The sequence below is a fragment of the Streptomyces sp. NPDC104307 genome (assembly GCF_055584045.1).
Window position 1 is genome coordinate 265,879 of record NZ_JBVJMU010000008.1, and the last position, 25,615, is coordinate 291,493.

At 71.3% G+C, this 25,615-nt stretch carries 24 protein-coding genes and 1 riboswitch; of the genes, 18 read left to right on the forward strand and 6 right to left on the reverse strand.

Features of this window, described 5'->3' with window-relative positions; all coding sequences use genetic code 11:
* The first annotated feature begins 96 nt into the window (after window positions 1-96).
* The 11 genes from ACZ601_RS22310 to ACZ601_RS22360 all read left to right on the forward strand — a co-directional run bounded on the left by ACZ601_RS22310 (window position 97) and on the right by ACZ601_RS22360 (window position 10,628).
* Complete coding sequence (locus ACZ601_RS22310; RefSeq protein ID WP_469540532.1) at window positions 97-1,314, forward strand: ROK family protein; 1,218 nt, start codon at window positions 97-99, stop codon at window positions 1,312-1,314.
* 505 nt (window positions 1,315-1,819) lie between these two features.
* Window positions 1,820-1,950, forward strand: a riboswitch (FMN riboswitch).
* A gap of 155 nt (window positions 1,951-2,105) precedes the next feature.
* A complete protein-coding gene (gene ribD / locus ACZ601_RS22315; RefSeq protein WP_469540535.1) occupies window positions 2,106-3,206 on the forward strand; it encodes a bifunctional diaminohydroxyphosphoribosylaminopyrimidine deaminase/5-amino-6-(5-phosphoribosylamino)uracil reductase RibD in 1,101 nt (366 codons plus the stop codon).
* Window positions 3,207-3,824: a riboflavin synthase gene (locus ACZ601_RS22320; protein ID WP_469540537.1), complete on the forward strand. Its 618-nt coding sequence runs from the start codon at window positions 3,207-3,209 to the stop codon at window positions 3,822-3,824.
* A complete protein-coding gene (locus ACZ601_RS22325; protein WP_073739438.1) occupies window positions 3,821-4,465 on the forward strand; it encodes a nicotinamide mononucleotide transporter family protein in 645 nt (214 codons plus the stop codon). The genes ACZ601_RS22320 and ACZ601_RS22325 overlap by 4 nt, the downstream gene beginning before the upstream one ends.
* A complete protein-coding gene (locus ACZ601_RS22330) occupies window positions 4,462-5,760 on the forward strand; it encodes a bifunctional 3,4-dihydroxy-2-butanone-4-phosphate synthase/GTP cyclohydrolase II (protein WP_469540541.1) in 1,299 nt (432 codons plus the stop codon). Before ACZ601_RS22325 ends, ACZ601_RS22330 begins: the two co-directional genes overlap by 4 nt.
* 43 nt (window positions 5,761-5,803) lie before the next feature.
* Complete coding sequence (ribH, locus tag ACZ601_RS22335; RefSeq protein WP_469540544.1) at window positions 5,804-6,289, forward strand: 6,7-dimethyl-8-ribityllumazine synthase; 486 nt, start codon at window positions 5,804-5,806, stop codon at window positions 6,287-6,289.
* 34 nt (window positions 6,290-6,323) lie between these two features.
* On the forward strand, window positions 6,324-6,596 hold the full coding sequence (locus ACZ601_RS22340; protein ID WP_073739434.1) for a phosphoribosyl-ATP diphosphatase: 273 nt from the start codon (window positions 6,324-6,326) through the stop codon (window positions 6,594-6,596).
* Window positions 6,597-6,655: 59 nt separating this feature from the next.
* Window positions 6,656-7,504, forward strand: coding sequence for an ATP phosphoribosyltransferase (hisG, locus tag ACZ601_RS22345; RefSeq protein WP_440575416.1), 849 nt, complete (start codon window positions 6,656-6,658; stop codon window positions 7,502-7,504).
* Between the two features lie 22 nt (window positions 7,505-7,526).
* Window positions 7,527-7,976, forward strand: a complete 450-nt coding sequence (locus ACZ601_RS22350; protein ID WP_469540549.1) for a PH domain-containing protein — start codon at window positions 7,527-7,529, stop codon at window positions 7,974-7,976.
* A gap of 187 nt (window positions 7,977-8,163) precedes the next feature.
* A complete protein-coding gene (locus tag ACZ601_RS22355; RefSeq protein ID WP_469540552.1) occupies window positions 8,164-9,534 on the forward strand; it encodes a hemolysin family protein in 1,371 nt (456 codons plus the stop codon).
* Window positions 9,531-10,628, forward strand: coding sequence for a hemolysin family protein (locus ACZ601_RS22360; protein ID WP_469540554.1), 1,098 nt, complete (start codon window positions 9,531-9,533; stop codon window positions 10,626-10,628). Before ACZ601_RS22355 ends, ACZ601_RS22360 begins: the two co-directional genes overlap by 4 nt.
* Window positions 10,629-10,677: 49 nt before the next feature.
* Here ACZ601_RS22360 and ACZ601_RS22365 read toward each other — a convergent pair whose 3' ends face one another.
* Together ACZ601_RS22365 and ACZ601_RS22370 are read right to left on the reverse strand one after the other, a co-directional pair.
* Window positions 10,678-12,582, reverse strand: coding sequence for an AAA family ATPase (locus ACZ601_RS22365; protein WP_469540557.1), 1,905 nt, complete (start codon window positions 12,580-12,582; stop codon window positions 10,678-10,680).
* A gap of 376 nt (window positions 12,583-12,958) precedes the next feature.
* On the reverse strand, window positions 12,959-13,570 hold the full coding sequence (locus tag ACZ601_RS22370) for a uridine kinase family protein (protein ID WP_440575411.1): 612 nt from the start codon (window positions 13,568-13,570) through the stop codon (window positions 12,959-12,961).
* Between the two features lie 208 nt (window positions 13,571-13,778).
* Here ACZ601_RS22370 and ACZ601_RS22375 point away from each other — a divergent pair, with 208 nt between their 5' ends.
* Together ACZ601_RS22375 and ACZ601_RS22380 are read left to right on the forward strand one after the other, a co-directional pair.
* A complete protein-coding gene (locus ACZ601_RS22375) occupies window positions 13,779-15,149 on the forward strand; it encodes a peptidase C39 family protein (RefSeq protein ID WP_469540560.1) in 1,371 nt (456 codons plus the stop codon).
* A 116-nt stretch (window positions 15,150-15,265) separates the two neighbouring features.
* Window positions 15,266-15,415, forward strand: coding sequence for an SCO1431 family membrane protein (locus ACZ601_RS22380; protein WP_469540562.1), 150 nt, complete (start codon window positions 15,266-15,268; stop codon window positions 15,413-15,415).
* Window positions 15,416-15,489: 74 nt separating this feature from the next.
* On the opposite strand, the gene ACZ601_RS22385 is transcribed toward ACZ601_RS22380, so the two are convergent.
* Window positions 15,490-16,764, reverse strand: a complete 1,275-nt coding sequence (locus tag ACZ601_RS22385; RefSeq protein ID WP_469540564.1) for a glycoside hydrolase family 18 protein — start codon at window positions 16,762-16,764, stop codon at window positions 15,490-15,492.
* A 392-nt stretch (window positions 16,765-17,156) separates the two neighbouring features.
* Between ACZ601_RS22385 and ACZ601_RS22390 the strand changes: the two genes are divergently transcribed.
* On the forward strand, window positions 17,157-18,329 hold the full coding sequence (locus ACZ601_RS22390; protein WP_469540567.1) for an acyl-CoA dehydrogenase family protein: 1,173 nt from the start codon (window positions 17,157-17,159) through the stop codon (window positions 18,327-18,329).
* A 456-nt stretch (window positions 18,330-18,785) separates the two neighbouring features.
* Here ACZ601_RS22390 and ACZ601_RS22395 read toward each other — a convergent pair whose 3' ends face one another.
* Window positions 18,786-19,187, reverse strand: a complete 402-nt coding sequence (locus ACZ601_RS22395) for a hypothetical protein (RefSeq protein WP_440575406.1) — start codon at window positions 19,185-19,187, stop codon at window positions 18,786-18,788.
* Between the two features lie 203 nt (window positions 19,188-19,390).
* On the opposite strand from ACZ601_RS22395, the gene ACZ601_RS22400 reads away from it, so the two are divergent.
* The 4 genes from ACZ601_RS22400 to fxsA all read left to right on the forward strand — a co-directional run bounded on the left by ACZ601_RS22400 (window position 19,391) and on the right by fxsA (window position 23,455).
* Window positions 19,391-19,831 carry an Lrp/AsnC family transcriptional regulator gene (locus ACZ601_RS22400; protein ID WP_123528381.1) on the forward strand — a complete coding sequence of 147 codons (441 nt, stop codon included), beginning with the start codon at window positions 19,391-19,393 and terminating at the stop codon, window positions 19,829-19,831.
* Between the two features lie 46 nt (window positions 19,832-19,877).
* A complete protein-coding gene (locus ACZ601_RS22405) occupies window positions 19,878-21,518 on the forward strand; it encodes an amidohydrolase (protein ID WP_469540571.1) in 1,641 nt (546 codons plus the stop codon).
* Between the two features lie 527 nt (window positions 21,519-22,045).
* Entirely contained in the window at window positions 22,046-22,813 is a 768-nt protein-coding gene (locus ACZ601_RS22410; protein ID WP_469540574.1) for a polyprenol monophosphomannose synthase, read from the forward strand.
* A gap of 66 nt (window positions 22,814-22,879) precedes the next feature.
* Complete coding sequence (gene fxsA, locus ACZ601_RS22415; protein WP_469540576.1) at window positions 22,880-23,455, forward strand: FxsA family membrane protein; 576 nt, start codon at window positions 22,880-22,882, stop codon at window positions 23,453-23,455.
* Between the two features lie 123 nt (window positions 23,456-23,578).
* Here the strand turns inward: fxsA and ACZ601_RS22420 are convergent, their stop codons facing one another.
* Window positions 23,579-23,953 (reverse strand): RNA polymerase-binding protein RbpA, encoded by a 375-nt coding sequence (locus tag ACZ601_RS22420; protein WP_003959706.1) that lies wholly within the window; start codon window positions 23,951-23,953, stop codon window positions 23,579-23,581.
* Window positions 23,954-24,228: 275 nt separating this feature from the next.
* Window positions 24,229-25,599, reverse strand: coding sequence for an MFS transporter (locus tag ACZ601_RS22425; RefSeq protein WP_440578866.1), 1,371 nt, complete (start codon window positions 25,597-25,599; stop codon window positions 24,229-24,231).
* Between the last annotated feature and the right edge of the window lie 16 nt (window positions 25,600-25,615).

Below are 25,615 nucleotides of genomic sequence, written 5' to 3' on the forward strand. Positions count from 1 at the left end.
CTTCTCCACGATGCGGGCAGTAAACTATCAGGAACCCTGCCTGATAAATAGGCCGTGCCGGCCTCCATCGCGGCGACGGTCTGGAAGGATCCCGGCATGCCCGCATCACCGAGCACCGCCAGGGCCATCAACGACCGGCTCGCCCTGCGGCACCTCCAGCAGGACGGCCCCCTGACGGCCACGCAGTTGAAGACCCTGACGGGACTCTCCCGGCCCACCGTCGCTGACCTGGTCGAACGGCTGCAGGGGGCGGGCCTGATCCGGGTGGTCGGAGAGGCCGGGGCCGAGCGCCGAGGCCCCAACGCCCGGCTCTACGGGATCGTCGCGGACCGCGCCCATCTCGCCGCCCTCGACGTCCGCACCGACAGCCTCGCCGTGGTCGTCGCCGACCTCCTGGGCGCGACCCTGGCCGAGGCCACCCTGCCGATCGGCAGCGAGACCGCCACCGACGACGCCGTCGAGCAGGCCGTGGCCCTCCTGGAACGCACCGCGCGCCGGGCCGGCACCGTGCCGCTGCACAGCGTCGGCATCGGCGCCCCCGGCCTGATCGACCCGGTCACCGGAGAACTCCGCGACACCACAGGACTGCCGGCCTGGCACCGCCGACTGGTCCGGGCCCTCCAGCAGCGGCTGCCTGCCGGCGTGCTCGTCGAGAACGAGACGAATCTGGCGGCCGTAGCCGAGCACCGGGTCGGAGCGGCCCGTGACCATGACACGTTCGTCCTGCTCTGGCTCGGGCACGGCGTCGGAGCGGCCGTCATGCTGGACGGGAGGGTGCGCCGCGGTGCCTCCGGCGGCGCGGGCGAGATCGGCTTCCTGCCAGTGCCCGGCACCATCGGCACCCCGTCTGCCGTCAGCTGCGACGGCGGCTTTCACTCCCTGGCGGGCTCGGTGGCCCTGTGCGAACTGGCCGCCGCCCACGGCATCGCCGTCCCGGCCGGCGGCCGGGAGCCGGGCTCGGCTGCGGCCGTCCGCGCGGCCCTCGCGGGGGAGGGCGACAGCGAGGCGTTCCTCGACGCGCTCGCCGACCGGCTGGCGCTCGGCGCGGCAGCCGTCGTCTCGGTCCTGGACCCGGGATGCGTGCTGCTGTCGGGCGAGGTCGGTCTCGCGGGCGGCGACGCGCTGGCCGCACGGGTCGAGGAACGGCTCGCCCTGATGTCCCCCCTGCGCACCGAGGTCAGGGCCGGCCTGCTCGGCGGCACGGCGGTCCTGCGCGGCGCGCTGCTCGCGGCGCGGGAGGCGGCACAGGACGCGCTGTTCGGTGCGGGGGCTCCGGGGCGGGGGGTTCCGTCCTCAATCGCCGGACGGGCTTGAGTGCGGGTGCTCCGCCTGTGCGGGGTGCGCCTGTCCGGTGGGTGGGGGGTGGTGCCCCTCCGGGGCGTCTCCTCAAAAATGGCGTGTTCACCCGGGTACGTAAGGGACTCGGGTCGTACGCCATTTTCTGCGGGGACTCCCCTGCACGTCCCCACCCCAGGCCCAGTCGCGTCTGCACACCGGCCGGAGTGCTGTCGCAGGCGCGCGACGGGCGGGTTCGGGGGCGTGCAGGGGAGTCCCCGCAGAACGACGAACACAGACCCGGGTACGCAATGCGGACCCCCGCACGTTCGTCGTTTGAGGAGACGCCCCGGAGGGACCCCGAACCCCCACCCACCGGACGCGGGCGCCCCGCGGGGGACCCGCACTCAAGCCCGTCCGGCGATTGAGGACGGAACCCCGCACCCCGGAAAAGGGCACCGTCACGGGCTGTCTGTGAGCCACTCCACAGCGTTCACCCGCATGGCCCACGGCCAGTCGTGGCACACTGATTCTGTACCAGCAGCAGCGCACTCCGGGGTCGGTGCAATTCCGAACCGGCGGTTATAGTCCGCGACCCGTCCGCATCCAGCGGCCGGTTGACCAGGTGAGATTCCTGGACCGACGGTTAAAGTCCGGATGGGAGGCAGTGCGCGGCGGGCCGTTTCGCGGGTACGCCGCCGTCGGCGGATGGTTTTCGGGCGACCGATCCATCCGTTTTTCCGGCATTCGGCGTCCCCGTTCTGCGTTCCGCTTCATCTGTCGTCATCGACAGGCCCCGGAGTCCGTGCCCGAAGAGGCAGGAGGACCCGGTGGACACCGCAGCCGACACCACCGCAATGCGCCGAGCCATCGCGCTCGCAGCCCGCGGTCTCGGCTCCACCAGCCCCAATCCGGTCGTCGGATGCGTCGTCCTCGACGCGGCGGGCCGGCCGGCCGGTGAGGGCTTCCACCAGCGCGCCGGAGGGCCGCACGCCGAGATCCACGCCCTGCGCGCGGCCGGCGAGAAGGCCCGGGGCGGCACCGCCTACGTCACCCTCGAACCCTGTAACCACACCGGACGCACCGGCCCCTGCGCCCAGGCGCTCATCGAGGCCGGGATCGCCCGCGTCGTGTACGCGGTCGGGGACCCGAACCCGCAGGCCACCGGCGGTGGCGACACCCTGCGCGCCGCCGGGGTCGAGGCCGAGCGGGGCCTCCTCGCGGAGGAGGCCGAGCAGGGCAACGCCGCCTGGCTGACCTCCGTGCGGCTGGGCCGCCCCCACGTCACCTGGAAGTACGCGGCCACCCTGGACGGCCGGATCGCGGCCGCCGACGCCACCAGCCGCTGGATCACCTCCGCGGAGTCCCGCGCCGACGTCCACCGGCTGCGCGCAGAGGCGGACGCCGTCGTGGTCGGCTCCGGAACCGCCCGCACCGACGACCCCCAGCTCGGGGTCAGGGGCATCGACGGCGCGGTCCAGCCGCTGCGGGTCGTCGTGGACACCGCCGCCACCGCCGTCCGGCCTGGAGCCCGGGTCCTCGACGCGGGCGCCCCCACCCTGATCGCCGTGGCCGACGACGCGGACGTCCGCCACCTCCCGGCAGAGGCCGTCCTGAGGCTGCCGCGCGCCGCGTCCGGCCCCGGGCTGGACCTTCCCGCGCTGCTCGCCGCCCTCCATGAGCGCGGCGTCCGCTCCGTACTCCTCGAAGGCGGCCCGACCCTGGCCGGGGCCTTCGTCGCGGCGGGAGTCGTCGACCGGATCGTCGGCTACCTCGCCCCCGTGCTCCTCGGCGCGGGCCCCGCGGCCCTGGCCGACGCCGGAATCCCCACCATCTCCAAGGCGTTGCGCCTCCAGATGACCGAGACCGTGCGTATCGGCCCCGATCTGCGCATCACCGCCGTCCCCGGCCCTGCTCCGAAGGGAAACTGAGTGTTCACCGGAATTGTCGAAGAACTGGGTGAGGTCACCGCCGTCGAGAACCTCGGCGACGCCTCCCGATTCCGTCTGCGCGGGCCCGTCGTCACCGAGGGCGCCAAGCACGGCGACTCGATCGCCGTCAACGGCGTCTGCCTGACCGTCGTCGACCACGACGGCCAGGAGTTCACCGCCGATGTGATGGCCGAGACGCTGAACAGGTCCAGCCTGGGCGCGCTGCGGGCCGGCTCCCGGGTCAACCTGGAGCGGCCCATGGCGGTCGGCGGCCGGCTCGGCGGGCACATCGTGCAGGGTCACGTGGACGGCACCGGCCGCATCGTCGAGCGCAAGGCCTCCGAGAACTGGGAGATCGTGAAGGTGTCCCTCCCCGCCGAGCTGACCCGGTACGTGGTGGAGAAGGGCTCGATCACCGTCGACGGCGTGAGCCTGACCGTCGTGGACGCCGGACCCGACTACTTCACCATCAGCCTCATCCCCACCACCCTCGCCCTGACCACGCTCGGCCACAAGGAGCCCGGCGACCCGGTCAACCTGGAGGTGGACGTCATCGCGAAGTACGTCGAGCGGCTGCTCGGCCACCGCGCGCAGGAGCCAGAGGAGCCGGTGAAGTGAGCGCCCTGCACTGGCTGAACTCGGAGGCGTTCAGCGTCTTCGGTCAGCACATCATCTGGTCCGACATGATCGGCAACACGATCGGTCTGATCGCCCTCACGCTGGGCTGGCTGCGCTCCATCTGGACCTGGCCGGCGCAGCTGCTGTCCGGTGTCGTCCTGGTCGCCGCCAACGTCTCGGTGCACCAGGCGGGCAGTGTCGGCAAGCAGGTCATCGTCATCGCGGTGGCCGTCTGGGGCTGGCAGCAGTGGACCCGGGGCAGGCAGCAGGCCCAGGACGGCTCCATCGCCGTACGGTTCGCCACCTGGCGCGAACGCGGCTACCTGCTCGGCGGGGCAGCGGTCGGCACCCTCGCGGTCGGCGGCCTGTTCACCGCCTTCCCCTCGCTCTCGTGGAGCCCGTGGGCGGACGCGTACATATTCGCCGGCACGCTCGTGGCGATGCTCGCCCAGGCCCGAGGCATGGTCGAGTTCTGGTTCGCCTGGCTCCTCGTCGACCTGGTCGGCGTACCGCTCAACTTCCACAGCGGTCTCGCCTTCTCCGGTCTCATCTACGTCGTCTACGGGGCCCTCGTCCTGTGGGGCATGCGCGACTGGTGGCTGCGTACGCGGACACCAGCTCTGGAAGGAGCCACGGCATGACTGCCCAGCCCACCTGGTTGCACCGGGAACACCACGCGCCCTCGGAGGACCTCACCCTGGACCCCGTCGAGCAGGCCATCCGCGACATCGCGGCGGGCCGGCCCGTCGTGGTCGTCGACGACGAGGACCGGGAGAACGAGGGCGACCTCGTCATCGCGGCTGAGAAGGCCACCCCCGAGATCGTCGCCTTCATGATGAGCGAGTGCCGCGGACTGATCTGCGCGCCCATGGAGAACGCCGAGCTGGAACGGCTCGAACTCCCGCAGATGGTCGACCACAACACCGAGTCGATGAAGACGGCCTTCACCGTCTCCGTCGACGCCTCGGGCGCGCACGGCGTCACCACCGGCATCTCCGCCGCCGACCGGGCCGCCACGCTCCGGCTGCTCGCCGGCGGCGTCGCGGGCCCCGGTGACTTCGTACGGCCCGGCCACATCTTCCCGCTCCGGGCCCGTACCGGCGGGGTGCTCGTGCGCAACGGGCACACCGAGGCGGCCGTCGACCTCGCCCGGCTCGCCGGACTGCGGCCCGCCGGGGCGATCGTCGAGATCGCGGGCGAGGACGGCGTCATGCTGCGCCTTCCCCAACTGGTCCCGTTCGCCCGCAAGCACGGCCTCACGATCATCTCCATCGAGGACCTGATCGCCTACCGGCGCACCTCCGAGCCGACCGTCCGCCGCGAGGCAGAGGTCCGGCTGCCGACGGACTTCGGCGCGTTCACCGCGTACGGATACCGCTCCACCGTGGACGGGGTCGAGCACGTCGCGCTGGTCCACGGCAACATCGGGGACGGCGACGATGTCCTGGTCCGGGTCCACTCCGAGTGCCTGACCGGCGACATCTTCCAGTCCGAGCGCTGCGACTGCGGCCCCCAGCTGCACGCCTCGATGCGGCGCATCACGGACGAGGGACGCGGCGTCGTCGTCTATCTGCGCGGCCACGAGGGACGCGGCATCGGCCTGGTCTCCAAGCTGCGCGCGTACGAGCTGCAGGAGCGCGGTGTCGACACCCTCGACGCCAACCTGGAGCTCGGACTGCCCGCCGACGCCCGCGACTACGCGGCCGGCGCCCAGATCCTCAAGGACCTCGGCGTCCGCAGCCTGCGCCTGATGACGAACAACCCCGACAAGACCGCAGCGATCCTGCGGCACGGCCTGGCCGTCACCGGACGGGAACCGATGCCCGTCCAGGCGGGCGAGCACAATCTGCGCTACCTGCGCACCAAGCGGGACCGGATGGGCCACGACCTGCCCTGGCTCGACGCCGCCACGGTGTCGACCTGCGGCAACCAGTAGCCCCGGAACACCGGCCATCAAGGAAACGAGCGGTAGGAGAGACATGAGCGGCAAGGGCGCACCCGAACTGTCCGTACGCAACTGCGGTGACCTGCGCGTGGCGGTCATCGCCGCGCAGTGGCACGAGAAGGTCATGGACGGACTCGTCGACGGCGCGCTGCGCGCCCTGCACGACCTGGGCATCGACGAGCCGACCCTGCTGAGGGTCCCCGGCAGCTTCGAGCTCCCGGTGGTCGCCAAGGTGCTGGCCGGGCGCGGGTACGACGCGATCGTCGCGCTCGGCGTGATCATCCGGGGCGGCACCCCGCACTTCGAATACGTGTCCCACGGCGTCACCAACGGCCTCACCCAGGTCGCGGTCGACACCGGTGTACCGGTCGGCTTCGGCGTCCTCACCTGTGACACCGAGGAGCAGGCGCTCGACCGGGCGGGCATCGAGGGGTCCAACGAGGACAAGGGGCACGAAGCGGTCACCGCCGCCGTCGCCACCGCCACCACGCTGCGCTCGGTCAGCGAACCCTGGCGCTGAGTACCTGTCCGGGACCCCGTATTCTAAGGACATCATGGCGAACAAAACCTTCGAAGAGCTCTTCGCCGAGCTCCAGCTCAAGGCCGCCGACGGCGACCCCTCCACCTCCCGTACCGCCGAACTGGTGGACAAGGGTGTGCATGCCATCGGCAAGAAGGTCGTCGAGGAGGCCGCCGAAGTCTGGATGGCCGCCGAGCACGAGAGCAAGGACGCGGCAGCCGAGGAGATTTCCCAGCTGCTCTACCACGTCCAGGTGATGATGGTCGCGCGCGGAATCTCGCTCGACGACGTCTACGCCCATCTCTGAGCACGACCTCCGCACCCGTCCGACGCTCCAGACCCCTTTCGCAAAGGAAACCCGACCTCATGCTGCGCATCGCCGTCCCCAACAAGGGTGCTATCTCCGGGCCTGCGATGGCGATGCTCCATGAGGCGGGCTACAAGCAGCGCAAGGAGTCCAAGGAGCTCGTCCTCGTCGACCCCGAGAACCAGGTGGAGTTCTTCTACCTGCGACCGCGCGACATCGCGATCTATGTCAGCTCGGGGCGGCTCGACATCGGCATCACCGGCCGCGACCTGCTCCTTGACTCCGGCGCCGAAGCCGAGGAGATCCTCCAGCTCGGTTTCGCCCGCTCCACCTTCCGCTACGCCACCAAGCCCGGCACGGCCAAGGGCCCGCAGGACTTCGACGGCAAGACGATCGCCACCTCCTACGAGGGCATCGTCGCCAAGCACCTGGCCGATACCGGAGTCAACGCTTCCGTCGTCCACCTGGACGGCGCCGTCGAGACCGCGATCGAGCTCGGTGTCGCCCAGATCATCGCCGACGTCGTCGAGACCGGCACCAGCCTGCGCAACGCCGGCCTCGAAGTCATCGGCGAACCGATCATGAAGTCGGAGGCGGTCGTCATCCGCCGCACCGGCGCCCCGGCCGAAGACCCCAAGGTGCAGCAGTTCCTGCGCCGCCTCCAGGGCGTCCTGGTCGCCCGCAGCTACGTGATGATGGACTACGACTGCCGCGTCGAGCACCTGGAGCGCGCGGTCGCCCTCACCCCGGGCCTTGAGTCGCCCACCATCTCCCCGCTGCACCACGAGGGCTGGGTCGCCGTCCGCTCCATGGTCGCCGCCAAGGAGGCGCAGCGGATCATGGACGACCTGTACGAACTCGGCGCCCGCGCCATCCTCACCACGGCCATCCACGCCTGCCGGCTCTGACGGCGGGACACGGAAGAAGACCATGTCAGCCCCCGCACCCTCCCTCCCGGTCACCTTCCGGCCGACCCGCACCCGCGTGGTCCTGCTGAGCGTCGGCGTGATGATGTTCGTCGTCATCACCGCCGTCGCCTTCACCCTGGAGCAGCTCAGCAACGGGGAGCGGGCCAGCTTCGTCTTCACCGCGCTGGTCTTCCTCGGCGTGCTGGCGCTGCTCAGCCGCCCCAAGGTCGTCGCGGACGACAGCGGGGTGACCGTGGTCAATCTCACCCGTACCCGGCGGCTGTCCTGGGCCGAGATCCTGCGCGTCAACCTGCGTGCCGGTGACCCCTGGGTCTTCCTCGATCTCAGCGACGGGACCAGCATGCCCGCCCTCGGCATCCAGCCCGGAATCGCCAAGGAGCAGGCCATTCGCGACGCCCGCGCGCTCCGCGCCCTCGCCGAGAACCACGGCACGGGCACGGACAACGGCTGAGCCCCCTGCCCCGCACGGCCTCTTGTTGATTACTCTGGGGGGCGGCGGCGCCCTGTGCGCGCCCCGCCCCGCACCAGACGGCCCCTGAGGCCCGCGGGGCTTTCCTGCGACCCAAGGAGTGACTCCCTCCAGCAATGGACGGATCTTCCGGTAGTACCTGCGCCGCCCCTTCCGTGGAGGCGGCGGCATGACCACCCCCCTGCTGCTTCTCAGTGCGGCATTCCTTCTCATCCTCGCCAACGGATTCTTCGTGGCAGCCGAATTCGGGCTCGTCACCGTGGAACGGGCGGACGCCGAGCGCGCCGCCACCGAGGGCGACCGGCGGGCCCGTACCGTCGTCGACGCCCTGCGCGAACTCTCCTTCCAGCTCTCCGGCACCCAGCTCGGCATCACCATCACCTCACTGGTGGTCGGCATGCTCGCCGAGCCGGCCCTCGCCCAGCTGCTGGAGAGCCCACTCACCCTGACCGGTCTCCCCGACGGTGCCGTCCCCGGCATCAGCGTGGTGATCGGCATGCTCCTCGCGGCCGCCGTCCAGATGGTGATCGGCGAACTCGTACCGAAGAACTGGGCGGTCTCCAAGCCACTCCAGGTCGCCCGGTTCGTCGCCGGTCCCCAGCACCGGTTCACCATGGCCTTCCGGCCCGTGATCGGGCTGCTGAACACCGTCGCCAACCGGCTGGTGCGGCTGCTGGGCGTGGAGCCGGCCGACGAACTGGCCTCCGCCCGCACCCCGGGCGAGCTCGTCTCGCTGGCCAGGCACTCCGCCGAGGCCGGCACCCTCGAACAGGACACCGCGGACCTCTTCGTACGGACCCTGTCGCTCGCCGGCCTCACCGCCCAGCACGTCATGACCCCGAGGGTGAAGGTCAGCGCACTCCAGACGTCCGCCACCGCGGCCGACGTCCTCAACCTCACCCGCGCCACCGGCCTCTCCCGCTTCCCCGTGTACCGGGAGCGCATCGACGAGGTCGTCGGCATGATTCACCTCAAGGACGCGCTCGCCGTTCCCTCCGGGGACCGGCTGCGCACCACGGCAGGCCGGATCGCGGTGCCCCCGCTGCTGGTCCCGGAGACGCTGCCCGTCGAGCAGCTCCTCCAGCGGCTCCGCAAGGAGCAGCCGATCGCCGTGGTGGTCGACGAGTACGGCGGCACCGCCGGTGTCGTCACCCTTGAGGACATCATCGAGGAACTCGTGGGGGAGGTCAGGGACGAGCACGACGCCGAAGGCGCCGACCGCCCCAAGCTGGCCCCAGCCGCCCCGGAGGACGGCAGGCCCGCCTGGGACGCCGAGGGCAGCTGCCGGGTCCTCACCCTGCGCCGGATAGGGCTCGACGTACCCGACGGCCCGTACGAGACCGTGGCCGGTCTCGTCGCCGACCTGCTGGGCCGGATCCCCGCCCCCGGGGACCGGGCCGAACTGCCCGGCTGGCGGATCTCGGTCCGCCAGGTCGGCCACTACCGGGCCGAGAAGGTCCGCTTCGTACGGCTGGCCGGGTTCAACGAGCAGGCCGCCGCGGAACCGGCGGCCCATGGCGTCCTGGAGGCGGCGCGATGAGCCTGGTCCAACTGCTCTTCGCCGGACTCCTGGTCCTCGCGAACGGCTTCTTCGTCGGCGCCGAGTTCGCACTCGTCTCGGTGCGCCGCAGCCAGATCGAACCGCTCGCGGCAACCGGGTCCAGCCGGGCCCGGCAGGTGCTGTACGGGCTGGAGAACCTGCCGCAGATGATGGCGGCCGCCCAGTTCGGCATCACCATCTGCTCGCTGACCCTCGGCGCCGTCGCGGAACCGACCGTCGCCCAGCTGCTGGAGCCGGTCTTCCACGCGGTCCACCTGCCCGAGGGCCTGATCCATCCGCTCGGCTATGTGCTGGCGCTGGTCTTCGTCGTCTTCCTCCATCTCGTCATCGGTGAGATGGTCCCGAAGAACCTGGCGATGGCCGCCCCGGAGAAGACCGCGCTGTGGCTCAGTCCGGGCCTGGTCGGCTTCGCCCGACTCTGCCGCCCCGTCACCTCCGCGCTGGGCGCCTGCGCCCGGCTGGTGCTCCGGCTCTTCGGCGTCGAGCCGAAGGACGAGGTGGAGGCCGTCTTCACCAGCGAGCAGCTCAACCGGCTGGTCGAGGACTCCGGACAGGCCGGACTCCTGGAGCCGGAGGCGCAGGAGCGGCTGGGGGACGCGCTGGAGCTGGGCAGCCGTCCCGTCACCGAGGTACTGCTGCGCCGGGCGAACCTGGTGACGGTCGACCCGTCCGTCACCCCGCGCCGGATCGAGGCGCTCACGGTGCGGACCGGCTACTCGCGGTTCCCCGTCTGCGCGGAGGGCGGCGGCCCGTTCATGGGCTACCTGCACGTGAAGGACGTCCTCGACCTGGAGGACGGCGAGCGGGCGGTCCCGCAGCACGTGTGGCGCCCGATGGCCACGGTACGGGCCGAACTCCCGCTGGACGACGCCCTGACGGTGATGCGCCGCGCCGCGACGCACCTGGCCCAGGTCGCGGACGCCTCCGGCCGGGTACTCGGCCTGGTCGCCATGGAGGACGTCCTGGAGATGCTGGTCGGTGAGGTGCGGGACCCGGCCCACCGGGTCTCGGAGCCGCGCCGCACCGGGGAGCGGCAGACCGGCTCGGACGAACTCACGGCCCTGGTCGGCTGAGGCTCCCGGGCCGTCGGCCGGGTCGGCCGACCCGTCCGACGGCCCGGGATCACCCCGTCGGCCGCTCCGGGGGCCGGCGCCCGGACAGCACCTCGCCGTACGCCTGCATCAGATCCGGCAGCCGCAGCGTCGCCAGATCGTCCCGCGTCGGCACCGTCGCATAGCCGGAGAGCCGCAGATCGCGGTAGGCGCAGCTCTTCTCGTACAGCGTGCGCAGGAACCGGCCGTTGCCCAGCTCGTCGAGCCAGCCCTGGTCGACGACATGGCCGCTGATGGCCCGCAGCTCGTCCAGCGACTCCTCGTCCCACGCGTCCCCGTTCTCCCCGGCCAGGACCTCACCGATCGCGGTGAGCTCCAGCGGGCGGTAGCTGGGGAAGTCCACCCGGGTGGTGAACCGCGAGGACAGCCCGGGGTTGGTGGCGAGCAACCGGTCCATGCCCTCCGGGTATCCCGCCAGGATGACGACGAGATGGTCCCGGTTGTCCTCCGCCCGCTTGAGGAGGACCTGCAGGGCCTCGTCCCCGTACGCGTCGCCCTTGCTGTAGCCCGTGTTGGAGAGGCTGTACGCCTCGTCGACGAACAGCACCCCGCCCAGTGCGGAATCGATCAGCTCATTGGCCTTGACCGCCGTCTGGCCCAGGAACTCACCGACCAGGTCCGCCCGCTGGGCCTCGACCAGATGGTCCCCGCCGAGCAGGCCCAGCGCGTAGAACACCCGGCCCAGAATGCGGGCCACCGTGGTCTTCCCGGTGCCGGACGGTCCGGAGAAGACGAAATGCCGTTTCGGCGGCTGTACGGGGAGCCCCTGGCCGGCCCGCAGCCGCGCCATGTTCAGCTGCGCGGACAAGGCCTTGACCTGCCGTTTCACCGGATCGAGCCCGACCATTCGCTCCAGCTCGGCCAAGGCCTCGGCCAGCAGCACCGGATCGCTCGGGCCGGCCGGGAACAGAGACGGCGCCGACTGGCCCGGTACCGAGGTCTTCTCCCGCGCCCCGCCGGGCGGAGGCGACACCCCCACCCCCGGCAGGTCCTGCGGATCAGCGCCACCGGGCCGCGGATCCCGGCCGTCCACCAGATCGGTGCCCAGGACCGAGTCGCCGTCCGGCTGGGCCTCCACGTACATGCCGTCGCCCCCCGGACCGGTCAGCGACACCGCGGCCAGCCCGGAGAACTCGTCGGAGCCGTCGAGCCCGTCGTAGTCCGCGATCGCCGCCAGCCGCGCCGAGGTGTCCATGAACGCCGGGTCGATCCGGTGCACGGCCCGGTACAACGGCAGCGCGGCAGCGCTGCGGCCGGTCCCCTCGTGCGCACGGGCCAGCCAGTAGCGCAGCTCCTTGCGCTGCGGCTGCTCGCTGCGACAGCGCATCAGCGCGGTGGAGAGCAGCGGTTCGGCCTGTCCGTACATCTCCAGCCGTACCCGGGCCATACCGCCGAACAGCCCCGCCTCGATGCCCAGCAGCGGGTCCTCGATCAGCTGCTCCGTATGGCGTACGAGCTGCTCCCAGTCCTTGACCAGGTAGGAACGGCAGGCGTGCAGGAAGCGGACCTGCGCGTCGGCGTCCACCGGCGGCAGCCCGGCCAACGCCCGGTCGAGCTCCGGCACATGGCGTCCGTCCAGCCAGTGCGAGGCGTGCGCCAGCAGCAGATCGCGCGGGCTCTCCAGCACCGGCTGCACCCACCAGCCCAGCCAGTACCAGGAGTTCAGCGTGCGGCGGTGGCGGCCGCGCTGCTCCCCGAAGCGGTCACGGTGGCTGTACATGTGCAGCAGTGCAGAGGTGGTGTCGGCCCGCAGCGCGTGGAGGCCCAGCCAGGCGTCCGCCATGCCGGGATCGAGCTGTACCGCGGCTCTGAATTCCTCCTCTGCCTGCGGGTAGGCGCCCATCGTGTAGGCGTCCACGCCGCGCAGCCAGGCGAGGTCGGCCGGGGCCTGTGCGCCCTGCGTGCCGATGTCCATCTGGTCCCCCACAAACCGTGCCCCCAGGATGTCCCGCCGCACGGCTGCCCGCCGAGGCGTGCCGAACCGCTGTGCCGCGAACGGGAATTGACCGCACTGAGAGGCATCGTACCTGCGCAGGGAGTGTCCGACTAAGGGCGCCGCAGGCTGAAGAGGGGTCGTGACCCAGGGTGAGCGCGATGGGGTGAAAGGCGGCCGGGAACGGGCGCCGGGCACAGAACGAAGCCCCCGATCACGGGGGAACAACCGGGGGCTTCGCGTCTGCGGGGGCTCCGAAAAGCCGCACATTGAGAACGTAAGACCTGTACCGCCCCGGGTCAAGCAGAGCCGGGGCACTTACGGACCGATTTCCGACTGCTCGGTATGGCGGCACCGATTAATCACTTTGGGTGATGGAGCGACTCGCTTTTGCTGTCGCACCGGATCCCTTCAACCACTCGTACCCCACAGGCAACTGACGCACCAACGTTTCGGCCGAGGGGCGCGAGGGATCGGCCGAGAAATGAGCCGATTCAGCGACGGTCCAGTCGTCCCAGAACCCCGTCAGGGCCGGACCGTCCCGCCGGCGGCCCCGTTCCCATGACTCGGCGGCGGGCAGATCCATCCACAACAGGTGTGCGAGGAAGGGGCGCAGCGCCCGCCGTCCGGCGCCGACCCCCTCGATCAGGACCACCGGAGCCGGTTCCAGGGTGCGCGGCGGGCCGAAGCGCCGGGCGGTCCAGTCGTACGGCTCGTAGCGCGCGGGCTCCCCGTGCGACAGCGGCTCGACGACCTGGCTCCGGAGCCGGTCCGTCCAGCCGAACATCTCCTCGTGGCTGGCCAGATCGTCCAGGTGGAGTACGGGCGCGCCGTCGAGCGCCGCCGCGAGCCGGGCGGCGAAGGTGCTCTTGCCGGATCCCGCGTGGCCGTCGACGGCGATCAGCCGGACCGGTCCGCAGGAAGGTGGCAGGGTGCGCAGCCGCGCGGCGTGCTGCGAGAGGTCGCTCATCCGTCCAGCCTACGAGTCCGTCCGGTCCGCGAGTCCGTCCGGTCTGCGAGCCGCTACGGAGCCGCCGCAGGTCACGCCAGTGGTCGAGACCAATATTGGTCGGGCGGCGCGAGGCGAATCGCTGGCCGAACCGGGGGAGGAGCCGCAATAGTTGGCGCACTGTCGTGCACCTGAAGCCCCATTCCGCTTACGACCGGGGGTCTCGCCCATGCCCATTCCGACCTCACGCCGAACCGTGCTCGCCGCCGCCATCGCGGCTGCGGCCGGAGCTGGAGCGGTGTCGTCCACCGCTTCCGCGGCCGCCGCCGTCCCCTCTTCAGCCCCGCACCCCGCACCCTCGACGGCGGCAGCTTCCGTGGACAACCACTCCTGGAGTACGTACACCGACTGGCGCTGCGGTTCCGGCGCCGGGACCCGAGCCGTCGCGGGCCGCCGGGCGGGCCTGGTGATCGGCCACCCGCTGGGACGTACCGACTACACCGACCCGCACACGGGTACGACGGCCGCCTGGGAGTACGCGACCTGGACCTCACCCGTCCACCGCTCCTCCGTCCCGGCCACCGAGGCGATCGCCTCCTGGAACGCGCACACGCCGGCCGGCACCTGGATCCAGATCGAGCTCCGGGGCACCTACTCGGACGGCACCGAGTCCCCCTGGTACGTCATGGGGCGCTGGGCGGCCGGCGACGGCGACATCCGCCGCACGTCCGTCGACGACCAGAGCGACGGCAAGAGCTCCATCTGGACCGACACCTTCTCGGTGGACGACGCGGCGAGCGGACTGCGGCTCGCCTCCTACCGGCTGCGGCTGACCCTGTACCGCACCCCCGGCACCCGGCTCACCCCCACGGTGTGGCGCCTGGGCGCGATGGCCTCGGACGTCCCCGACCGCTTCACCGTGCCCGCCTCCGTCCCCGGGCTGGTCCGGGAGCTGCCGGTGCCGCGCTACTCGCAGAACGTGCACGCGGGCCAGTACCCCGAGTACGACAACGGCGGCGAGGCGTGGTGCAGCCCCACCTCCTCGCAGATGATCATCGAGTACTGGGGCCGCCACCCCAGCGCGGCGGACCTCGCCTGGGTCAAGCCGGGGCTGGCGGACCCGCAGGTCTGCCACGCGGCGCGGTTCACCTACGACAACCAGTACGAGGGCTGCGGCAACTGGCCGTTCAACGCCGCCTACGCTGCCACGTACGAGGACATGAGCGCCGTGGTGACCCGGCTGGGCTCGCTGAAGGACCTGGAGACCCTGATCCGGGCGGGGATTCCGGCCATAACGTCCCAGTCGTTCCTGAAGGAGGAGCTGACGGGCGCGGGCTACGGCACCTCCGGCCACCTGATGACGGTGATCGGCTTCACCGCGGACGGCGACGTGATCGCCAACGACCCCGCGTCCCCGGACGACGAGGCGGTGCGCCGCGTCTACAAGCGGCACGAGTGGGAGACGATCTGGCTCCGCACCAAGCGCTACAACGCGAGCGGCGGTGTGGTGTCCGGCACAGGTGGCGTCTGCTACCTGTACTTCCCCGCGCACCCGACCCCCGCCCAGCGCCGGGCTCTGGCGGCTGTCGGCGTCCGCTGACGCGCTCCGGCGTCCCCGGGGCAGTGACGCAGCTCTCTACCCCGGGGGCCGGTCCGGCTGGCACTGTGGTCGGGTCCTCGGGGGACACCGACTGCCGGCCGACCGAACGAGATGCCATGACCGCGACTGCCGCCGCAACCACCACCGCCCGCCGCCGTACCCGGACCGGCGGGCCCGGGGACCGTTCCAAGCTGCTGGAGAACGTCCTGGGCTGGACGCTCGTCGTCGTCATCGCGATGTTCGTCACGCAGCTCGGCCTGATGTGAGCGGCGGGCGGGCGTGACGGTGGGCGGGGAGCCCGCCCGGCTCCCCGCCCACCGTCATGCCTGCCGCACCGAGGTCAGTTGATCGCCTTGATCAGTTCGCCGTCGGTGGTGTCACCGCTGAGCTCCCAGAGGAAGGTGCCGCCGAGGCCCTGCTCGTTCTTGTAGTCCATCTTGGTGCCGATGGTGGCCGGGGTGTCGTAGCTCCACCAGTTGGTGCCGCAGAGCGCGTAGGCCGTACCCGCGACGGTGCCGGTGGCGGGGCAGCTGTTCTTGAGGACCTTGTAGTCCTCGATGCCCGCCTCGTAGGTACCGGGGGCCGCGCCGGTCGCCGTGCCGCCCGGCGCCGCCTGGGTGACGCCGGTCCAGCCGCGGCCGTAGAAGCCGATGCCGAGCAGCAGCTTCGAGGCGGGGACGCCCTCCGCCTTCAGCTTGGCGATGGTCGCCTCGCTGTTGAAGCCGTCCTTGGGGATGCCCGAGTAGGAGTTCAGCGGGGAGTGCGGGGCTGTCGGGCCCTTGGCGTCCCATGCGCCGAAGTAGTCGTACGTCATCGGGTTGTACCAGTCGACGTACTGTGCGGCGCCGCCGTAGTCGACGGAGTCGAGCTTGCCGCCGTCGGAGGCGTCCGCGCTGATCGCCGAGGTGACCAGGTTGTCGCTGCCGAACTTGGAGCGCAGGGCGGACAGCAGGTTGCCGTACGCGTCAGGGCCGCTGGTGTCGCAGGTCAGGCCGCAGTCGTTGGGGTACTCCCAGTCGATGTCGATGCCGTCGAAGACATCGGCCCAGCGCGGGTCCTCCACCAGGCTGTAGCAGGAGTCCGCGAACGCCGCCGGGTTCTTCGCGGCCTCACCGAAGCCGCCGGACCAGGTCCAGCCGCCGAACGACCAGAGGACCTTGAGGTCGGGGTGCAGCTTCTTCAGCTTGCGCAGCTGGTTGAAGCTGCCGGCCAGGTCCTGGTCCCAGGTGTCCGCGACCCCGTCGACCGACTGGTCGGCCGTGTAGGTCTTCTCGTAGTCGGCGTACGAGTCACCGACCGTGCACTTGCCGCCCTGGACGTTGCCGAAGGCGTAGTTGATGTGCGTGAGCTTGTCGGCCGAGCCCGACGTCTCGATGTTCTTGACGTGGTAATTGCGGTCGTAGACGCCCCAGTCGGTGAAGTAGCCGACCACCTTGCTGCCGGCCGCTGTGGGGGCGGCGGGCGCTGCCGCCGGGGCGGCGGCCTTCAGCTCTGCGGGGGCCGCGCCGGCGGACCCGGTGCCCGCGACGCCCAGCAGGGCGGCGCCCAGGGCGGTGGTACAGGCGGCGGCGGCGAGCGCCCGGAGGCGGGCTTCCGGGCGATGCAGTCCGATCATCGTTGCTCCTCGTGGGGGAGGGGACTTGCCGGTGGACGACCGGCTCTCTGCGCCTGCACAGAATTGGCATGAACGCGGAAAGCCGGTTCGCGGTGAACCGTAGATGGACTAGACCAGTTGGGTCAATGGTTCGGACCAATTCCGCTGACCGTTCGCCAGGACGGCCCGCGACCGCCCGACGTGGCCGAAGTGCCCTGTCACCCAGTGACGGATACCGTCCTATCGGGCATACTCAAGCCGCCACAGCCGCTGACCGGCACCTCTCGCAATCCGGGAGGGCAACATCGGCTGGACCGCAGTCTTTTCGGGCTCCGCCCGTAGATCCCCGGCGGCGCCGCACACACCCCGCGCGCGCGATCGCCGCAACGCCCGACAGGGAGGAGAGCGCCGTCATGCCCGACCGTGCCCCGCAGTCAGTGGAACGCCGTCTGCCCACAGAGGAGTCCAGGCAGCTCATCGCGCTCGTCCGCGACATCGCCCAGCGGGAGATCGTGCCCAGGGCGGCCGAGGAGGAGGACGCCGGCCGGTTCCCGCGCGAGGTCTTCACGCTGCTCTCCGGCTCCGGCCTGCTCGGACTGCCGTACGACTCCGCCCACGGCGGCGGCGACCAGCCGTACGAGGTGTACCTCCAGGTCCTCGAAGAGCTCAGCTCCGCCCGCCTCACCGTCGGGCTCGGCGTGAGCGTCCACTCCCTCGCCTGCCACGCGGTCGCCGGATACGGCACCAAGGAGCAGCAGGCCGAACACCTGCCGGCCATGCTCGCGGGCGGCCTGCTGGGCGCCTACTGCCTCTCGGAGCCCGCCTCCGGCTCGGACGCCGCCTCGCTGCGGACGAAGGCCGTACGGGACGGGGACAGCTGGGTCATCACCGGTACCAAGGCGTGGATCACCCATGGCGGCGTCGCGGACTTCTACACCGTGCTGGCCCGTACCGGCGCCGACGGCGCCCGCGGGATCACCGCCTTCCTCGTTCCCGGCGACGCCGAAGGGCTGAGCGCGGCCGTCCCCGAGAAGAAGATGGGCATGAAGGGCTCGCCCACCGCCCAGCTCCACTTCGACGGTGTCCGGGTCCCCGACGCGCGCCGGATCGGTGAGGAGGGGCAGGGCTTCGCTATCGCGCTGTCCGCACTCGACTCAGGGCGGCTCGGCATCGCCGCGTGCGCCATCGGCGTGGCCCAGGCGGCGCTGGACGAGGCCGTCGCCTACGCCACCGGGCGCAAGCAGTTCGGCCGCCCCATCGCGGACTTCCAGGGGCTGCGGTTCATGCTCGCGGACATGGCCACCCAGATCGAGGCGGGCCGGGCGCTCTACCTGGAGGCGGCCAGGCTGCGCGACGCGGGCAGTCCGTTCTCGCGGCAGGCGGCCATGGCCAAGCTGTTCTGCACGGACGCCGCGATGCGGGTCACCATCGACGCCGTCCAGGTCCTCGGCGGGTACGGCTACACGCTGGACTTCCCCGTCGAGCGGCTCATGCGTGAGGCCAAGGTGCTGCAGATCGTCGAGGGCACCAACCAGATCCAGCGCATGGTCATCGCCCGCCACCTCGCGGGTCCTGAGACGCACTGACCCGCAGCGGCCGGTCGGACCACACGGGCGTCGTCATGATCCGGTTCCACTCCTGGTCATGGCGGCCCGGCGGGGTCCTCCCGGCGCTCTCCCAGTGCCGGAGCAGCGCCCGGTAGATGGGCGGATCGGTCGAGTGGGGAACCCGGCGCGGCGGCTCGGACTGCGGCGCCGGCGAGGGTCCGGGCTGCGGAATCGATTCTTCGGAGGCCGGAACGGCGAGACGGCGTCGACCGGGGCCGGCCGTGTGATGCAGCAGGGTCATGCCAGGTCAACGCTGGGGGGGCCGGGCCTGGTCACTGTCCGGCCGATTCGGGCGCTCGTTCGCCGGGCCCCCGGGCGGCTCGGGTGCCGGAACGCTCCCGTTCGCCGACCGCACCACGCCGGCCGGGCCGTCGTGATGCGGCGCGGTCGCGTCGCGTCAGCCGGTTCGCCGTCCCGCGGAGGCGGCGGCCGGGATCAGGCGGCCTCGCGCCGGACCTGGTGCGGCATCCGGAACGGGCGGGAGGCGCTGCCCCCGGCGTGCGAGAACGGCTGCATCCTCCAGTCGAGCCCCTGGGGGAGCGTCAACAGCAGGGCCGTCTCCTGCTCCTGGACGTCGGGCGACTCGTCGGCGGGCCGCGCCTTCGACGCCGGACGGCCGGTACCGGCGCACACCGTGAGGACGAACGGGTTCCACGGAGACGGGCACAGCGCGTGCTCCGGCAGCGCGGTCTCGTCCGCCAGGAGCGCGATCGGCTGTGCGCAGTCCGGGCAGGTGACCCGGTACATCTCAAGCGTGTCGTACGCGTCGGGCGCGGTGTCCTCGAACGGATCAACGGGCTCCGGTTCGGTACGTCCGGTGACCTTCAGGCTCTGCATGGAAATTCCCCCCTCGGGTGGGCCGACAAGGCGCCGTGGCCTCGGCCAAAGCAAGCACTTCCCGTCGTGGATCGGCGGTAACCGCGAGGTGCTCGGCTACCGGCCCGTAAACCTGTGGCATTCATCACATGACCACCACGGGGTGCCCTTCGGCGGCTCCTGCGGCTGTGCCTGGAGGGGCCCGGGGCCATAGATTGATCCATATGGAGGAGCTGGACCGTCAAATCGTGGAGTTGCTCGTCAGGGACGGGCGGATGAGCTACACCGACCTGGGCAAGGCCACCGGCCTGTCCACCTCGGCCGTTCATCAGCGGGTCCGCAGGCTGGAGCAGCGCGGGGTGATCCGGGGCTATGCCGCGGTCGTCGACCCCGAGGCCGTCGGCCTGCCGCTGACCGCGTTCATCTCGGTCAAGCCCTTCGACCCGAGCGCCCCGGACGACATCGCGGAGCGGCTCGCCGGAGTCCCGGAGCTGGAGGCGTGCCACAGCGTCGCGGGTGACGAGAACTACATCCTGAAGGTGCGCGTCGCGACCCCGCTGGAGCTGGAGCACCTGCTGACGCGCATCCGCTCGCTCGCCGGTGTCTCCACCCGCACCACGGTCGTCCTCTCCACGCCGTACGAGGCACGGCCGCCGCAGATCTGAGGGGCCGGGCACGGGGCGGGACCCGGCAGGCGGGAGACTGGTCACCATGACCGAGAGCACCGCCCCCCAGAGCGAACACCGCACCGTGCTGCTGCGCGGTGGAGACGTCCACAGCCCCGCCGATCCCTTCGCCACCGCCATGGTGGTCGAACGGGGCCATGTCGCCTGGGTGGGCTCGGAAGGGGCCGCCGACGCCTTCGCGGGCGGCGTCGACGAGGTGATCGACCTCGACGGGGCGCTCGTCACCCCCGCGTTCACCGACGCCCACGTCCACACCACGTCGACCGGCCTGGCCCTCACCGGCCTGGACCTCTCCGGCGCCCGCTCCCTGGACGAGGCCCTCGCCCTCGTACGGACGTACGTGGCGGCGCACCCTGCGGAGCGGGTGGTCCTCGGACACGGCTGGGACGCCACGCGCTGGCCGCAGCGGCGTCCGCCCTCCCGCGCGGAGCTGGACGCGGCGGCCGGCGGCCGGGCGGTCTATCTGCCCCGGATCGACGTGCACTCGGCGGTGGCCAGCACCGCGCTGCTGGACCTGGTCCCCGCGATCGCCTCGATGGCCGGCTACCACCCCGAGGCGCCGCTGACCGCCGCCGCCCACCACGCGGTGCGCGCGGCCGCCCACGGCGCCGTCTCGCCGCTCCAGCGGGCAGCGGCCCAGCGCGCCGCGCTGGACCGTGCGGCGTCCCTGGGCATCGGCACGGTCCACGAGTGCGGCGGCCCCGACATCTCCGACGAGGAGGACTTCACCGCGCTGCTGAAGCTCGCGGCCGGACAGCCGGGTCCGCGGGTCTTCGGATACTGGGCCGAACAGGTCGCCGACGAGAAGGATGCCCGGCGCATCCGGGAGCTCGGTGCGGTGGGCGCGGCCGGGGACCTCTTCGTCGACGGCTCGCTCGGCTCGCACACCGCCTGCCTGCACGAGCCGTACGCCGACGCCCCGCTGACCGGCACCGCCCACCTGGACGCCGCGCAGATCGCGGCCCATGTCGCGGCCTGCACGGAGGCCGGGTTGCAGGCGGGCTTCCACGCCATCGGGGACGCCGCGCTCAGCGCCGTCGTCGAAGGCGTCAGGGCGGCCGCGGAGAAGGTGGGCCTGAGCCGGGTGCGGGCCGCCAGGCACCGGATCGAGCACGCCGAGATGCTCACCCCCGAGACCGTCGCCGCTTTCGCGGAGCTGGGCCTCACCGCCTCCGTCCAGCCCGCGTTCGATGCCGCTTGGGGCGGTGAGGAGGGCATGTACGCCCAGCGGCTGGGTGCCGGGCGGGCGAGGACCCTCAACCCGTACGCGGCCCTCCTGCGGGCCGGTGTGCCCCTCGCGTTCGGCTCCGACAGCCCGGTGACCCCGCTCGACCCGTGGGGGACCGTGCGGGCCGCCGCGTTCCACCGGACGCTTGAGCACCGGATCTCCGTGCGGGCCGGCTTCACCGCCCACACCAGGGGCGGCTGGCGGGCCGTCGGCCGCGACGACGCGGGCACCCTGGTGCCGGGCGCCCCGGCCGACTACGCGGTCTGGCGCACCGAGGACCTGGTGGTCCAGGCTCCGGACGACCGGGTCGCCCGCTGGTCGACCGACCCCAGGTCGGGGACGCCGGGACTGCCGGACCTCAGCCCGGGGGCCGCGCTCCCGGTCTGCCTGCGCACGGTCGTGTTCGGACAAACTGTCTACGTACGGCCGAACGAGTGACGTGCGGACATTTCGTACCGCCGATCGAAGGTGCCCCGGTTCTCCCGCGACCTGGGGATCTCCGGTACTGACCAGGCAAGTTCGGTAAAGGGCGCAGGTCAGGCAAGTATTGACAGAATGCGCCCACCGGCCGGTAGGTTCGGCCGAGTCCACCACAGGACGTCCGACCGGTTAAACCTCCACGCAGTCGTCGAACGCCGCTGGGTCGTGGGGTGGTGTGCCGCACCGGCGCACCACCACTCACAGCCAGGTTCAGCGCCCGCGCCTCGGGGGCGAGGGAAGGTTTCAGCCGGACGGAGGGTGCGACCCGGGTGGGGCCCGGACGTTCAGTAGACAACGGCTCTAGGTCGATCCGCAGCCGGCGGGTCCCAGGTCGGCCCGAAGGACGCCGGGCCCCGATCCGCAGTTCTGTCCGTACTTCCGCTCTTCTGTCCGCCGCCACCGCCGAACCGCCCCGACCGGGTCGGTCTGCGGTCCCGCCACGCTGGATATGGTGTGTGTCTGCGTACGGACTTAAGGGGCAGTTAGTGAACGACGGCGGTCAGAGGCGATACGGCCCGCTCGGCAGAACCTTGGTGATCATTCCGACCTACAACGAGGCCGAGAACATCAAGCCGATCGTCAGCCGGGTGCGCGCCGCCGTACCGGAGGCGGACATCCTGGTCGCCGACGACAACAGCCCCGACGGCACCGGCAAGCTGGCCGATGAACTGGCCGCCGCCGAAGACCAGGTCCATGTGCTGCACCGCAAGGGCAAGGAAGGGCTCGGCGCGGCCTATCTCGCCGGCTTCCACTGGGGGATGGAGCACGACTACGGCGTGCTCGTCGAGATGGACGCGGACGGCTCCCACCAGCCCGAGGAGCTGCCCCGGCTGCTCACCGCGCTCAAGAGCGCCGACCTGGTGCTCGGCTCCCGCTGGGTCCCGGGCGGGCGCGTGGTCAACTGGCCCAAGTCCCGAGAGATGATCTCCCGCGGCGGCAGCACCTACTCGCGGCTGATGCTCGGCCTCCGGACCAGGGACGTCACGGGCGGATACCGGGCCTTCCGTACGGAGACCCTGAAGGGGATCGGCCTCGACGAGGTCGCCTCGCAGGGCTACTGCTTCCAGGTCGACCTGGCACGCCGCTCGATCGAGGCCGGTTACCACGTCGTCGAGGTCCCGATCACCTTCGTGGACCGGGAGGTCGGTGACTCCAAGATGAGCCGGGACATCCTCGTCGAGGCGCTCTGGCGGGTGACCGCCTGGGGCGTCACCACCCGCACGAACCGGGTGCTCGGACGCCGGACGCCCTGACGCGTCGGGCCGGATGATCTTCACCCCCTTACCGCGCCCGGACGCCCGGCCAGGCACACTGGGGGTATGACGACCGGCACACCGCCCCCGACCGCCCGTCGGCGCTCACGCGCCCGGACCTTCGTACCTCTCGCCATCGCCGCCTGGGCGGTGCTGGAGATCTGGCTGCTCATCGTGGTGGGGGACGTGGCGGGCGGGTTCACCGTCCTGCTGCTCCTGGCGGCGGGCGTCGTGCTCGGAGCCGTGGTGATGAAGGCGGCCGGCCGCCGGGCCTTCCGCAACCTCACCGAGACGCTCCAGCAGATGCCGGGGCAGCCGGGTGCGAGCGGCTCCTCGCCCGCACCTTCGAGCAGCAGGGGCAACGGCTTCCTGATGCTCGGCGGGCTGCTGATCATGATCCCGGGGATGATCTCGGACGTCGCCGGACTCCTGCTCCTGGTGCCGCCGGTCCGCTCCGCGCTCAGCAAGTACGCGGAGCGCTCGCTGGAGCGGCGGATGCGCAGGACGGCCCCCGGTGGCCTCTCGGACGCCTTCCAGCAGGCCCGGATGCACCGGCCGGACGGAAAGGTCGTCCAGGGCGAGGTGATCCGCGAGGACCCCTCCCACCCGGACGAGAACCCCCGCCCGCCCCTGACGCCGTAAACCCCTCGTACGCCTTGACGCCCGTCAAGGCGTACGGCCCGTCAAGGCGTACGGACAGAGCTGCGGGCCGCGACACACAAGGTGTCGCGGCCCGCAGCTCTGTCTCAGTGCTGTGCTACGCGGTCAAGCAGACTTCCTGCTGTCCCGCGGATGCACGGCGATATTCATGGCTCCGGAGCGCAGAACCGCCAGCCTCTCGGCCAGCACCTCCTCCAGCTCCTCGCGTGTGCGCCGCTCCATGAGCATGTCCCAGTGCGTACGCGCAGGCTTGCCCTTCTTCTCCTCGGGGCCATCCCCGTCCACCAGGAGTGCCTGGGCGCCACACGCCTTGCACTCCCACTCCGGCGGAATTTCCGCCTCTACCGAGAAGGGCATCTCAAATCGATGTCCGTTCTGGCATGCGTACTCCACCGCCTGGCGCGGGGCCAGATCGATGCCGCGGTCCGTCTCGTAGCTGGTAACCACAAGTCGCGTGCCGCGGAGAGCTCGCTCACTCATGAATCGTGCCTCCCGGGCTTGTCGCCCACAGGACAGGTGTCGCTGTCGTCGTCATCCGGCTCAACGTCCGGTCGGCGGCAAAGATTCCCGTTGCCGGTCATGCGTCGCCCGTCGTGCCGCTGAGTATTCAGGTTTGCCAGGGTTCAAGTACCCGCCAATGCCCGGTTTGTCACATCTGGCAGAAGTTGTCACCCAACGGTTTGGATTCTTCCACTGGCAGTAACGGTCCTCCGGGCAGGCCAAAGGCGTACACTACCGGCCTTTTACTTCAACGTCTAAATCCGTTCGGGAACGGGATTCCCCGCAGCCGCCACGGCCCGCCTGACCGGCACCCTCGCGAGCAGTACCGAACCGGCCACGAAGAAGATCACCAACGAGATGATCGCGTCCCGGTAACTGCCGGTCAGCTGGTACGCGAGACCGAACACCAGGGGCCCCAGCCAGCTCAGTCCCCGGTCGCTCATCTCGTACGCCGAGAAGTACTCGGCCTCCTTGCCGCGCGGCACCAGATGCGAGTAGAGCGAGCGCGACAGGGCCTGGCTGCCGCCGAGGACCAGACCGATCGCCGCGGCCAGCGCGTAGAAGAACACCGGCGCGTCGGCCGGCAGGAAGTAGCCGGCGACCAGGATCAGCGTCCACACGACCAGGGACGCGAGGATCGTGCGCTTCGCGCCGTACACCCGGGCCAGCCGGCCCATGCCCAGGGCTCCGGCCACCGCGAGGATCTGGACCAGCAGGACGGCGGTGATCAGCGTCGTCTGGTCCAGGCCCAGCTCCTCGGAGCCGTACACCGAGGCCTGGGAGATCACCGTCTGCACGCCGTCGTTGTAGACGAGGTACGCCAGCAGGAACGAGAGGGTGAGCGGATGGCGGCGCATGTCGCGCAGGGTCGCCATCAGCTGCCCCCATCCGGACCCGACCGCCCCGTGGCCCGGCGCCACCCGACGGTCGCGCAGCCGGCGCAGCGGTACGACGGTGAAGGCGCCCCACCAGACACCGGCCGACGCCAGGCAGATCCGGACGGCGTCCGACTCGGACAGGCCGAAGGAGTCGTGACCCGTGTAGAGGATCAGGTTGAGGACCAGGACCAGCGCCCCGGACGTGTAGCCGAAGGCCCAGCCGCGCGAGGAGACCGCGTCGCGTTCGTCGGGCTCCGCGATCTGTGGCAGATAGGCGTTGTAGAGGACCATCGACACGGATATCGCGGCATTCGCCACGATGAGCAGGAACGCGCCGAGCAGATAGCGGGTGCCGTCCAGGAAGAACATCGCGGCGGTGGCGGTGGCGCCCACATAGGCGGCCGCCGCCAGCAGCGGCTTCTTACGGCCCGTCCGGTCGGCGGCCGCGCCCACGATCGGCATCAGGATCACCGCGACGACGAGGGACGCCGAGATCGTGTACGCGAACAGCGACCCGGCACGGATCGGGATGCCGAGCGGCCGGACGTAGCCGTCGGCGTCGGCGGCGGCCTTGGCGACCGAGGTCAGATACGGGCCCAGGAACACCGTGACGACGCTCGTCGAGTAGACCGAGCAGGCGAAGTCGTAGAAGTACCAGCCGCGCTGCTCGCGCCGGCGTTCACCGGGGTCGGCCGCCCCGGGCGTGCCCCGGGTCGGTTCGGCGGCATCCGTCGTCTCGGCGCTCATCGCGCACCCCTCGTCT